Annotated in this window: 11 protein-coding genes and 2 pseudogenes; 8 read left to right on the top strand and 5 right to left on the bottom strand. The window is 61.8% G+C overall.

Annotated features, from left to right (window positions below; translation table 11 throughout):
* Nucleotides 1–71 precede the first annotated feature (71 nt).
* Both EXZ48_RS33175 and EXZ48_RS33180 read right to left on the bottom strand, forming a co-directional pair.
* Nucleotides 72–932: pseudogene (locus tag EXZ48_RS33175) on the bottom strand (IS91 family transposase); the annotation flags it as partial.
* The gene (locus EXZ48_RS33180) at nt 933–1,796 is read right to left on the bottom strand and encodes a tyrosine-type recombinase/integrase (protein WP_130521282.1); all 864 of its coding nucleotides are present in this window, start codon (nt 1,794–1,796) and stop codon (nt 933–935) included.
* A 240-nt stretch (nt 1,797–2,036) separates the two neighbouring features.
* Between EXZ48_RS33180 and EXZ48_RS33185 the strand changes: the two genes are divergently transcribed.
* Nucleotides 2,037–2,585 (top strand): methylated-DNA--[protein]-cysteine S-methyltransferase, encoded by a 549-nt coding sequence (locus EXZ48_RS33185; protein WP_165909501.1) that lies wholly within the window; start codon nt 2,037–2,039, stop codon nt 2,583–2,585.
* 101 nt (nt 2,586–2,686) lie between these two features.
* On the opposite strand, the gene EXZ48_RS33190 is transcribed toward EXZ48_RS33185, so the two are convergent.
* The 3 genes from EXZ48_RS33190 to EXZ48_RS33200 form a co-directional block, all read right to left on the bottom strand.
* Nucleotides 2,687–3,637: a nucleotidyl transferase AbiEii/AbiGii toxin family protein gene (locus EXZ48_RS33190; RefSeq protein WP_130521284.1), complete on the bottom strand. Its 951-nt coding sequence runs from the start codon at nt 3,635–3,637 to the stop codon at nt 2,687–2,689.
* Nucleotides 3,627–4,472, bottom strand: a complete 846-nt coding sequence (locus EXZ48_RS33195) for a type IV toxin-antitoxin system AbiEi family antitoxin domain-containing protein (RefSeq protein ID WP_130521286.1) — start codon at nt 4,470–4,472, stop codon at nt 3,627–3,629. The genes EXZ48_RS33190 and EXZ48_RS33195 overlap by 11 nt, the downstream gene beginning before the upstream one ends.
* A 344-nt stretch (nt 4,473–4,816) precedes the next feature.
* Nucleotides 4,817–5,128, bottom strand: coding sequence for a hypothetical protein (locus EXZ48_RS33200; protein ID WP_130521288.1), 312 nt, complete (start codon nt 5,126–5,128; stop codon nt 4,817–4,819).
* A gap of 170 nt (nt 5,129–5,298) precedes the next feature.
* Between EXZ48_RS33200 and EXZ48_RS33205 the strand changes: the two genes are divergently transcribed.
* The 7 genes and pseudogenes from EXZ48_RS33205 to EXZ48_RS33235 form a co-directional block, all read left to right on the top strand.
* Nucleotides 5,299–5,658 (top strand): hypothetical protein, encoded by a 360-nt coding sequence (locus EXZ48_RS33205; RefSeq protein ID WP_207900587.1) that lies wholly within the window; start codon nt 5,299–5,301, stop codon nt 5,656–5,658.
* 164 nt (nt 5,659–5,822) lie between these two features.
* Nucleotides 5,823–7,352 carry an IS21 family transposase gene (gene istA, locus EXZ48_RS33210; RefSeq protein WP_130521291.1) on the top strand — a complete coding sequence of 510 codons (1,530 nt, stop codon included), beginning with the start codon at nt 5,823–5,825 and terminating at the stop codon, nt 7,350–7,352.
* A gap of 12 nt (nt 7,353–7,364) precedes the next feature.
* Complete coding sequence (istB, locus tag EXZ48_RS33215) at nt 7,365–8,102, top strand: IS21-like element helper ATPase IstB (RefSeq protein ID WP_130521293.1); 738 nt, start codon at nt 7,365–7,367, stop codon at nt 8,100–8,102.
* 156 nt (nt 8,103–8,258) lie between these two features.
* Nucleotides 8,259–9,056, top strand: coding sequence for a phosphoadenosine phosphosulfate reductase family protein (locus EXZ48_RS33220; protein WP_245462425.1), 798 nt, complete (start codon nt 8,259–8,261; stop codon nt 9,054–9,056).
* Nucleotides 9,053–9,631 (top strand): hypothetical protein, encoded by a 579-nt coding sequence (locus EXZ48_RS33225; RefSeq protein ID WP_130521295.1) that lies wholly within the window; start codon nt 9,053–9,055, stop codon nt 9,629–9,631. Before EXZ48_RS33220 ends, EXZ48_RS33225 begins: the two co-directional genes overlap by 4 nt.
* 100 nt (nt 9,632–9,731) lie before the next feature.
* On the top strand, nt 9,732–11,876 hold the full coding sequence (locus EXZ48_RS33230; protein ID WP_130521297.1) for a ParB/RepB/Spo0J family partition protein: 2,145 nt from the start codon (nt 9,732–9,734) through the stop codon (nt 11,874–11,876).
* A gap of 237 nt (nt 11,877–12,113) precedes the next feature.
* Nucleotides 12,114–12,452: pseudogene (locus EXZ48_RS33235) on the top strand (hypothetical protein); the annotation flags it as partial.

The raw sequence follows: 12,452 nt of genomic DNA on the forward strand, positions 1-12,452 counted from the left end.
TCATGGTCTGGACAAGACCTTGTTCGACGAGATTACCCGCCAACTCAAGGCCAAAGCGATAAAGGTCAAGACCGGTAATCCTTCCATCGGAAGGCAACGTGGCCGTCATCGACCTCGACGATGCGGCTATTGGCGATGGCAACCCGATGGGTGTAGCGGCCAAGATAGGCGAGCACCTGGTCCGGGCCGCCGAATGGTGGCTTCGAGTAAACGACCCATTCGACGCGGCGAGCACGCGCGAGATGGCGGGTGAGCGCCTCGTCGTCGTTGAGATGACTGAGTTCGTTGGAGAAGCGAAGTTCACCGTCAGCGAAGGCTCTGGCAAGGGCCGTCAGAAAGAGCCGCCGAAACAGGCGCGACAGCACGCGCACGGGCAGAAAGAAGCCCAGCCGGCAAGCGACCCACCGTGACCCGTCGGACGAGAGACCGCCGCCGGGCACGACACAATGGACATGGGGATGATGGGTCATGGCCTGGCCCCAGGTGTGAAGCACGGCGACGATGCCGATCTCGGCGCCCAGTCGCTTGGGATCGGCGGCAACGGTCTGCAGCGTCTGGGCGGCGATGCGCATCAGCAATGCATAGACGACCGCCTTGTTGTGGAAGGCGATCTCGGCGATGCCAGGCGGCAGCGTGAAGACCACATGAAAGTACGGAACCGGCAACAGATCGGCGACGCGGGCATCGACCCACTCCCTGCGGGCTGCGCCTTGGCACTTCGGGCAATGGCGATTGCGGCAGGAATTATAGGAGATACGGGTCCTGCCGCAATCGTCGCAGGCATCGACGTGACCGCCGAGCCTGGGCGTCCGGCAGGCTTCGATCGCGCCCATGACGCGTCGTTCGCCGCGGCCAAGATGACCGGCGTTCTCCCGCCTGTAGGAGCTCCCATGTCGTCGAAAGATGTCGGCGACTTCGAAGGTGGGGCGCAATTACGATTCCGGCGGCGTCACCTCCAGTCGTAATCGATCGAGCGGACTGGCCGTCGACCGGATGGTGTCGGTGGAGACCTGCGTATAACGCGCTGTTGTCGAGAGGTGCGCGTGGCCGAGCAGGACCTGGATGATGCGGATATCGGTCCCGTTCTCGAGCAGGTGCGTGGCAAAGGAATGCCGCAGCGTATGGACGGTGACGTGCTTGGAAAGACCCGCCGCCGCAACCGCCGAACGGCAGGCGGAATGCAGCACCCACGGCTCGATCGGCTTGTCTGCGTCGCGCCCAGGAAACAGAATGTCCTTGGGCCGCGCCAAGCGCCAATAGCTGCGCAGGATCCCGAGCAGTTCCGGGGACAGCATGACGTAGCGGGCTTTGCCGCCTTTGCCACGCGTGATGTGGATCACCATCCTTGAGCTGTCGATATCGTTGGCGCGAAGACCACAGACCTCCGAGACCCTCAGACCGGCGGCATAGGCCGTCGTCAGAGCCACCCGCGCCTTCAAGCTGGAGACGGCTTGCAGAAATTTGACGACCTCGTCGCTCGAAAGAACAACCGGCAACTGGCGAGGTTCGCGCGCATACGGAATATGCTCCGGGATCGTATTCTGGCCGAGCGTTACGCCATAGAGGAACCGGAGTGCGCAGACGATCTGGTTCAATCCGGACCAGGATATGCCCGTCGACACAAGGTGGACCTGGAAGGCGTGGACTTCGTCCAGGCCGAGCCGATCCGGTGATCGGCCGAAATGACGGCTAAACTTTGCGACTGCATAAAGATAGGATTGCTGCGTGGCCGGAGAAAGATTGCGGACCGTCATGTCCTCGATCATCCGGCGACGCAGAGGGCTCATCTCGGCCATCTGGATCTCCTGTCTGAAGGGTGGGTTTGCAACACCCAAATCCTCTCAGACAGGAGGCATCTCTCAAAGCGGGCACCAATTGCCGCGACTAGCGGCTTAGTTCAATCCCGAATCCGGTTAGCTGCGAAACGCTTTAGTGGGCATCGACCCTACCTTCAGGCATGTTCATCCGTCGGCCGATCATCGCCGACATCCGCGCATAGCCGTCGCGCTCTAGTTCCGCCCGCGGGAAACGTAGCCATGACCACCGCCCATGAACCTTCGATCGCTGGGGTTATCCGCCCACCTCCGGTTGGCGGATTGGGAGGACATGTCCGAACGGATGAACAGGCTTTTGCTGCCACACTTTGGTGCCGACAGCTTAGCAAACCGCGCCAGTTACACGCGGAGCCCGTCACGCGATGCTCTGGAGGCTTTTTCGCCGGTGGACTCGCTGCCCTCGCTACCTTGCGAGTGAAAGCGAGCGGCACGCCGTTTCAAACCAAGGTAGGGGAGCAGCTTCGCCTCATACCGGCTGGATCGACGATCAGTTATGCTGAACTCGCACGTCGCGGCGGCAGCCCAACCGCCACCAGGGCTGTGGGGGCCGCGAATGGAGCGAATTTCATCAACATCGTCATTCCGTGCCACCGGGTAATCGGGTCTGACGTCTCGTTGACGGGATACGGGAGCGGACTGCCCCGCAAACGTTGGCTTCTTGATCACGAGAACGGTGCAAAGCCTCTCTTCGCTTCGGAGGCCGGAATTTTCACCAAATGGGAAGATGGGACTTGCGGGCCAGAGGGGTGAGTTGGTTCAAGAGCGAAATGCGCAAACCTATGGCAGTTCTGCGCCTTCATATGGCACGTTCGGACAGCCAGTGGTGCATCGCCAATCGAACTACCCATAGATCAGATTTTGCCTCTTCCAGAGTCCGTGGGTGTCGTTGACGCAATCTCTTCGATCTCTCGCCGCTGCTCGGCATGTTTCGTGGGGTTTTGCTCCTTCAATTTCTGTAGATTTAGAAGCTTCCAGCGGACAGCCGGCAGCTCCGCCGCCTGAGGTAGGCCGATTGCCGCGAAATCTGGTTCGCCGTCATGAAGTGACAGCAAGAAGCGCATCGCCTTGTCGTCAAGCTTCGCAAGGATATCTGTTGTCATCCGGTCCCTCGCGGCTTTCAGATCGTCGAGGCTGACCGGCTCGATCGTCATCCCTTCGAACTCCTTCACGAAGGCTTCGTCGAGGTCTGCAAGCGAAGGCCGCACCAACTCGTGTGGTGGGCGCCCGGAACTGGCGACATAGATCAGGAATGTCCGGAACAACGCGTCGGTCAGCCCTTCGTTCTCATAGAGTAACTTGACGTCGAACAGGTCTCGCGGATGCTGCCGGTCCACCGCGGCGTGCAGCTTTCCGCCGAACAGGTCCTCGAACGAGACGACCTGCATCTCGGCGAAACCGAATGTCTCTTCGACGCTCTCGCTCACTCGGCGTCGTTCTGGTGTATGGACGGTGCCCCTCGCGACCGGGGAGGTCTCGACCTTGATTTCGGCATTACCCTGCCGGACAAGGAGGCGGGTGTCGTTGTTGCCGCCGCCGGCGATTCTCTGAACGCTCGCCCCACGCAGAGTGCGCATCAAGTCTTCGCGGATGTGTTCGAGCCTCATATCGATGTTTTTTAGAGTCGTTTCACGGTCCTCGATCGGCAGATAGGTCAAGTCGACATCGACCGAGAGCCGCGGCATGTCGCGATAGAAGAGGTTGATCGCCGTTCCACCCTTCAGGGCGAAGACCTCGTGGCGGGCGATGAAAGGAAGGGTTCGCACCAGAAGGTCGACCTGGCGCATGTATTGGTCACGGGCCATGCAGGGTCTCCTTCGGCATCATGTCGGCCGGGACCGTGATGCGATAGATTGGGTGCAGCCGGCCGCCCGGCGTCAGCGCCCGGTCGCCCTTGCCGAGATCAACGGACGACATGTCGATGTACCGGCGCCAGGCATGATTATGCTTGTCGGCGAACACAAAGAAGAGGCGCTTGGTTTTGACGCTCCGACAAAGGGTGAGGAGCGTCATCAGCACTCGTGGGCGCAGATTGGCGAGGCTTTCGAACGCCACGTCCACTTTGTGGAAGCTCTCACCCTTCGGGACCTCGTCGAGCATTTCGAGAATCGCGCGTTCGGGCGAGGACATCGGCATTGGCCAACGCCATGGGCTTTGTGCCAGCTCCGAATTCTCGTCGTTGGAAAGGTTGAAGTCTGCGTTTTCGACTCCGGTCGTTCCGTCGCCGAACAGGACATTGCTCCTGGACTTCACATCGGCGTCCGTTTGCAGTTTCAATAGCCAGGCTGGAATATCGGATCCGTAGAGATAGAGGGCGAAGTCACCACCAAACGACAGGTAATGGGCATGTCCCCGCAAAGAGAGCGAGCTCGCCCCACCGACATGAAATTTATGCCGCATGAGCCAGAAGGCCGAGAGCAGGGGTATTTTCCAGCCTCCGATGGCCTCTGGATTGGTGTCCGAGGAAAACGGGCGACGGTACACACCCGACATGACTGGCTCGAGCCAGCCCTGCTTGACATAGCCTGATACCGACTGTCGCGAGATGGCATGACGAGCCATCCACTCCGAATCCACCAAGAAGCCAGGAGGGACCTCGTGAAGGAGCTGCTTTAGCTTTGTTTCTGATTGTCCACTCATGGTTGACACTATTGCATAAGATTAAAGTTCGCGCGACATTGACTTTGCAGAATCGTCAATTTGTCAATTTAGAATTGACCGCACGCATCGAATTCAAAGTAGAATTCGGGCGAGCGTTCCCTGCTGACCGGGCTGTTCCGACCTAGATTTGCAAGGAAGCGATGATTTCCGGCGACGTCGGCGCGCCACCGCGTCGATCAACACCGTGCAGCCAAGCCACGCCGTTGTCGCGGAGGGTGAGGCCTCACGAAGCCAGTCGCACACTGAATGTGCTGGCAGAGAGCGATCCGCACTTGGATGCGTTATCGTTCAGCACCCGGACCTAACCGCCACGCCAACGAAAATCAGCTTTCGTCCTTACGGCCAATGGTCTCCAGAACCTCGTAATGCTCGACGAAGGCACCGGGGCCGTCGTTCAGCAACGCCAAGACGCTGGACTGGCAGATTGCGACCGTCTCCACCTTTTCGATATTTGTTGTCTCCCACTGCATATCAGGATCGGCTGCGATGTCCTCGCGCATTGCAAGCACAGTACGTCTTACATCTTCGTAGTCGTTGAAAAAGATATCGCGCAGCCCGGTCGGCTTCCAGCGCTCCTCGCGTGGGATACGAGCTTCGGCATACGTGTAAAAAGTGAACACAAGACCTTCAGTCAACGGTTTCTCCTGAAGCATTTGCGGCGGTACGCCCCCGCCGGGGCCGATGGCGCGGGCGGCCGGAAATGGGAAAGGTGGGTCGGCGGCCGGAGAGGGAGAGCGGGGCGGAACGGCGGCGGCGGGTTGAGAGGCTGGAGAGAGGCTCCGGCTGCTCGCCATGGAGCCGCATCATGCATTCCCACCTAAACGTCGACCACGCGCGCCCGCGAATGGCTTCGCCCACGTCGCCGCCGGCAACATCGATTTCCCGTGCCTTTCCATCGATCTCCATCGTCCTGCCCATCGTCGATCTTCTGAAGCAAGGCGCGGCCGTCGCCATCGGGGTTTCGGGCGGCAAGGACAGTCAGGCCGCGGCCATGGCCACCTTCGAGTACCTCGACAGGATCGGACATTCCGGCCCGCGCTTGCTAATCCATGCCGACCTCGGTTCGGTTGAATGGACGCATTCGCTCCCGACCTGCGAGCACCTCGCTGATCGCCTCGGCGCCGAGTTCGTTGTCGTGCAAATTCCGAGGCAAACCGCCCCCTGATTCCGAAATGATCTCGCCCCTCCATTCCGAGAAATAGTCGCCCCCTTGTTCCGAGATGATGCCGCCCCCTTTGGCAGGGATGTGGCGTGGGTGTTCTGCCGGTGTGAAGTTCCTTCCGTCGATGGTGACGAGGAAGGAACGGGATGCCTGCGGAGAGACTGGAGATGCGGCGTGTCCGCGAGATACTGAGATATCGGGCCGAGCAAGGACTGGGCCACAAATCGATTGCGGTTCGGGTCGGGGCAGCACCGTCGACGGTGCGCGAGACGCTGCGACGTGCGATGGCTGCGGGGCTTTCGTGGCCGTTGGACGACGACGTCAGCGATGCTGTCCTGGAAGCGGCTCTCTACAAATCGGCAGGGACGAAGACGGGTCATCGCCGGGCCCCCGAGCCGGACTGGGCCGAGGTCCATCGCGAACTCAAGCGCAAGCACGTGACGCTGCAAATTCTCTGGGACGAATATATCGGCCGTCATCCCGATGGTTATCGTTACAGTCGGTATTGTGACCTTTACCGTGGCTGGGCGCTGAAGCTGCCGGTGACGATGCGGCAGGAGCATGCTGCCGGCGACAAGCTGTTCGTCGATTATGCCGGTGACACGGTCACGGTCGTCGTTGATCGGCTGTCGGGCAAGACGCGACAAGCACACCTGTTCGTGGCGGTTCTGGGAGCGTCCAGCCTGTCTTATGCGCAAGCGCGCTGGACAGAGACGCTACCCGACTGGGTCGAATGCCATGTTCAGGCGCTGGAATTCTTCGGCGGCTCGCCGGCGCTTCTGGTTCCTGACAATGCCAAGGTGGCGATCATCAAGGCCTGCCACTTCGACCCTCAGGTCAACAGGACCTATTGCGCCATGGCGGCGCACTATGGGAGCGCCGTTCTTCCGACACGGCCGCGGCGGCCGCGCGACAAGGCGAAAGTGGAGGCCGCGGTTCGTATTGCCGAGCGCTGGCTGTTGGGCCGGCTGCGTCATCGGGTCTTCTACAGCCTGGCCGACGTGAATGCGGCGATCGCCGAACTGCTTTGGGACCTCAACGATAAACGCGTTCTGCGCCGGGTCGGCGCTACCCGTCGCCAGCTATTCGAGGAACTCGATCGTCCGGCTCTGCGGCCATTGCCTGTCGAGCGCTACGTCTTCGCCGAGTGGCGTATCCGGCGTGCCGGACTGGATTACCACGTCGAGATCGAACGGCATTACTACTCCGTTCCCTATCGCTTTGCCCGCGAGCAGGTCGAGGCGCGCATCACCGCCAACACGATCGAGATATTCCACAAGGGCGAGCGGATTGCCGCGCACCGCCGCTCGAGCGGCAATGGCAAACACACGACCATCCCCGATCATATGCCTTCGGCGCATCGTCGGTTTGCCGACTGGACGATCGAACGCATTCGGCGCGAAGCCTCTGCCATGGGACGGGATGTCGAGCTGTTGTGCGAGCGCATTCTTGCCGACCGGCCGCATCCTGAGCAGGGCTTTCGCGCCTGCCTCGGAATTATCCGCCTTAACAAGAGCTTCGGCCGCGACAGGGTTAATGCCGCTTGCGCCCGAGCGCTGGAGATCGGGGCTCGGACCTATGGCTCAGTGCGCTCCATCCTCGACAATCACCTCGACCGGACGGCGAGCTCGAATGGTGCCGCCTCGCACGAACCGATCCACCACGAGAACATCCGCGGACCTCGCTATTACCACTAAGGAGAACGAAGAATGCTTGCTCATCCAACACTTGATAGACTGAACGCCATGGGCCTGGCGGGCATGGCCAAGGCCTTCGGCGAACTCGTTGCCAACGGCGAAGCCGAACATCTCTCGCATGCCGAATGGCTCGGACTGCTGCTCGAGCGGGAATGGAGTTCCCGTTACGACCGCAAGCTTGCTACGCGCCTCAGGTTCGCCAAGCTTCGCCATCAGGCGACGCCCGAAGATGTCGACTATCGCGCCGAACGCGGCCTCGATCGTGCGCTCTTCATGAAGTTGCTCGGTGGCGACTGGATCGGCGCTCACGACAATCTCGCTATCTGCGGCCCTTCGGGCGTCGGAAAGAGCTGGCTGGCTTGCGCCCTTGGCCACAAGGCTTGCCGCGACGATCGCTCGGTTCTGTATCAGCGTGTCCCTCGGCTCTTTGCCCAGCTCGCGCTCGCCCGCGGCGACGGCAGATATGCGCGGCTGCAGCGCACCCTGGGTTATGTTCAGGTCCTGATCCTGGACGACTGGGGTCTTGAGCCGCTCAACGAACAGGCCCGTCACGATCTTCTGGAAATCCTTGAGGACCGCTACGGCCGCCGATCGACGATCATTACCAGCCAGCTCCCCGTATCCGCCTGGCATGGCGTCATTGGGGACCCCACCTACGCCGACGCCATCCTCGATCGCCTCGTCCACAACGCCCACCGCATCGAACTCAGCGGAGAAAGCCTACGACGAAATCTGCCGCGCAAAGCTTGACACATCACTCGATCGAACTGACAACAATTACTGCCTGCAGACCCCGATGAAACAGGGGGCGAGATCATCCCGGAATCCGGGGGCGCAATCATCTCGGAACAAGGGGGCGGCTTCATCGGAATCGGCATTGTCGTCCGCCGCAAGCAAGGCGGGCTGATGGACCGCTGGGAAAGCCGCTGGCGATCGAACGTCGCGCGCTACGAAAATCTCAGCACCGTGACGCTCGTGCCGTGCTGGAGCACGCCGGCAATGAGATTCTGCACGTCCGAGCTCAAGACCTCGAAAATCCATGCAGAACTCAAACGGCGATTTTCCAGGCTGCCCATCATCAGCGTGACCGGCGTCCGTCGCGAGGAAAGCCCGCAGCGCGCCCGTGCCGAGATCCTCGACCACAAGCCGGGAGAGCGCATATGGACCTGGCGGCCGATCCTCGACTGGTCCGAGGCGGAGGTCTTTTCGTCGCTGGATTTCTGGGGCATCGAGCCGCATCCGGCCTATCGCCAGTTTGGCCTCAGCCGCGTCTCCTGCCGCTTCTGCATCACGTCCAGCCTTCCCGATCTGGTGGCCGCGGCCGCCCAGCCGGAAACGCACGACCTTTATCGCCATATGGTCGGATTGGAATGCCGGAGCACATTCGCGTTTCAGAGCAGCCGCTGGCTAGGCGATATTGCGCCTCATCTCCTTGCGCCCGGAACGCGGGATCGTCTTGCCATGGCCAAGGACAAAGCGGACCGTCGTCGTGAGGCAGAGCGCCGGCTGACGAAACCGATGCTCTATGTGAAGGGCTGGCCAATCCGGATGCTGTCGGACGGCGAGGCCGACCTCCTCGCCGAGGTGCGCTCGGAAGTCAGCACCATGGTGGGAATTCGCGCTCGCTACCTTGATCGATCGTCGATCCATGCGCGCTACGCCGAGCTGCTCGATATGCGCGACAGCAGAGGGAGGGCAGCATGACCATGATATTGCCTTCCCGGCGTTTGTTGATCCTGTCGTGCTCGATGACCAAGCGCGATGGCCCGCAAACCATACCGGCGCGCGATCGCTATGATGGACCGCTCTGGCGCACCCTGCGTCATGCGGATCCCGATGGGCAGAAGGCTCAGGTCGCCTTCCTGTCGGCCGAGCATGGCTTTCGCGAAGCCGGAAGCACCATCGAGAACTATGAGGCACGGATGACACCGGAGCTTGCGGCCGCCATGAAGGCCGGCGGCCTCGGCATGCGCTGGCCGCAGCCGAAAACCCAGCGGCGCGTGATGCCACCGGGCGAACATCCCGGCATGCACATCGCCTCGATGACAGAGCATGGCCGGATACCGTTCATCGAGGTCTGCCTGGTCGGCGGCGCCCTCTACCTCGACGTCATGCAGCACTTCGTTGAGCTGTTTCAGGAGGATGGCTTTGTGACCGGGAGCGCGCCGATCACGGAAATCTGCGCGCCGATCGGTATCATGCGGCGGCAGATGACGATCTGGCTGAACAGTTCCCCGCGTGCCGCCAACAGCGACGCGGACGCTGGCGGCTGGCGTTGAGGGCGGCGGACCGGGAAAGAGGGAGAGGGGGGATGGGGGTTTCGTGGCGGATTGAGGTGGCTGGAGAGAGGCTCCGGCCGGTCCGTCGCGGAGACATGACATGGCACAGGCCATTCAGAAAATCTCGCTCAACGCCGGGCGCGACATCCCCTTCAACAAGCTCGTCCTCAGCCAGCAGAACGTGCGCAAGACCAAGGCCGGCGTCTCGATCGAGGAACTCGCCGACGACATTGCCCGTCGCGGGTTGCTGACCAGCATCAACGTGCGTGCGGAACTCGATGCCGAAGGCAGGGAGACCGGTATCTATCGGATCCCTGCCGGCGGCCGCCGCTACCGCGCGCTGAAACTGCTGGTCGACCGGAAGCAACTGACGAAGACCACGGCCGTTCCCTGCATCGTCAGCGAAGGGGAAACCCTCGAAGCCGAGGACTCGCTCGCTGAAAACGTCAAGCGCGCCGATCTTCATCCGCTGGATGAATTCCGCGCGATGATGGTCTTGCGCGAGCAGGGGCTCGACGAGGAGGAAATCGCCGCTCGCTTCCACATCTCGGTTGCGACGGTGAAGCAGCGCCTCCGGCTGGCGTCCGTCTCGCCACGTCTGCTCGAGCTCTATGGCGACGACCAGATGAAGCTCGGCCAGGTGATGGCGTTCTCGCTCACCAAGGATCATGCGCGCCAGGAGCAGGTCTGGGAGACGGTTTCGCGGACGCAGAGCACGGACCCCTACTACATCCGCCGGCTGCTAACCGAAACGGCGGTCCGGGCAACGGATCGCCGTGCAACCTATGTCGGCATCGAAGCCTATGAGGCCGCCGGCGGCATCGTCATGCGCGACCTTTTCGAGCAGGACAACGGCGGGTGGCTCCAGGATCCGGCGCTCCTTGAACAGCTCGTGCTGGAAAAGCTGACGGCAGATGCCGAAGCGCTGAAGACGGAGGAGGGCTGGAAGTGGGTCAATTCCGCCATCGACTTCCATTTCGGCCACGCGTCCGGTCTTCGCCGCTTCTATGGGAAGCAGGCGGAGTTCACCGAGGAAGAGCTTGCTCGCCATGATAGCTTGCAGGCGGAGTTCGACAAGCTCAGCGAGGAATACGAGGCCGCCGACGATTATTCCGAGGAGACGGAAGCGCGCCTCGATGATCTTGATGCGCAGCTTACTGCCCTGAACGAACGGCCCTACGTACTCGATCCCGACGACGTCGCTCGCGGCGGTGCCTTCATCTCGCTCGCCGGCAATGGCGAACTGAAGATCGAGCGCGGCTTCGTCCGGCCCGAGGACGAGCCTGTCATCGAGGCCGTGGAGGGCGACGCTGCCGATCCGGATGGCGATGGCGGGGACGACGTCATCGCATCGGCAGAAGGTGGCGTCACGGTCAACGGCAAGTCCGTCGGTATCGAGGAGCCGGAAGACGACGACGGCAAGATCCGGCCGCTCTCGGAACGCCTCATCGAGGACCTGACCGCGGCCCGCACGCTTGCGCTCAGGAATGCGCTCGCCAATGAACCGATGACGGCCTTCATCGCCGTGCTGCACCTTCTGGTGCTGAAGACCTTCTACCATTACGGCACGGCGTCTTGCCTGGAAATCACGGTGCAGCATACGGTGTCGACCAAGACGCAGGGCCTCGCCGACACGGTCTGGGCAAAGGAGATCGAACAGCGCCAGGAAGACTGGGGGCACGATCTTCCGGGTGAAGCCGATGCGGTGTGGGCCTACCTGATCGCGCTCGATCAGGACAGCCGGCTGGCGCTGTTTGCGCATTGCGCGTCGATGTCGCTGAACGCCACGATCCAGCAATGGAACCGGCGCACCAAGGAAAACCAGCACGCCGTGCAGCTGGCCCAGACGATCGGGTTCGGCATGGTGGGTGCGGGCTGGACGCCGACGGTCGATAACTATCTCGGCCGCGTGACCAAGGCCCACATCCTGCAGGCCGTTCGCGAAGCCAAGGGCGACCAGTCCGCGCAGCTCATCGACCACCTGAAGAAGCAGGACATGGCGCGCGAAGCGGCCCGGCTGCTCGACGGCAGCGGATGGCTCCCCGAGGTGCTGCGTTATCCTGCCGATGAAATCGCGGATGAGACCGGGCTGTCGGAGACGGATGAAACGGTGCTCGTTGACGAAGACGATACCGAAGCCGTCGAGGTCGCGCTGCCGGCGTTCCTGACCGAGGGTGTCGAAGACGAGCAGGCGGCCGCCGATCCCGACGAGGATCAGGACGGTCATCTCGAAGCCGCGGAATAGATCCGCGAAGCGCCAACGATCAATCCGAGGCCCGGCCGCCGCGCCGGGCCTTTCTGTTTCCCGATCTGGAGACCTATGACATGCGCCAACCGGCGCATTGCTGCCTGGACCAGCGCGCCCCCGCGTCCTCTCCAAGCCGCCATCCCAACCGGCCAGCGACCCGGCCATCCATTCTCATTTCACAAGTCCGCTTGGCCCGACAGCGCCAGTCGGGTTTTTTCGTTCCAGGAGTCCAAGATGCCTGACTACACCATTGAGACGAGCTATCGTCTGCCAGCCTACCGTCATCGCACCTATCACGCCGAAACCGTTGTGCTCGCGTGCCGCCAGGCCACCGAGGACGATGACTGGTCCGCCGAGAAGCTGAGCTACGAAGACGCCGGTGAGACCTACGTTTCCGGTATCTGGAATGGGGTCGACGCCGCCTATTCCGGCCCGGCAATCCCGGTTCCATCGCACTTTTCGGAAACGGCCGAGAGGAAGGTCAAGCACTTCGAAAGATGGCGTCGCCTTAACCTGTCGCAATTCGCGGCGAGGATTTGTGTCCGTGTTTCAGGCAGCGGTCGACCAAGCGAT

Source organism: Shinella sp. JR1-6 (assembly GCF_004284735.1).
Lineage (GTDB): Bacteria > Pseudomonadota > Alphaproteobacteria > Rhizobiales > Rhizobiaceae > Shinella.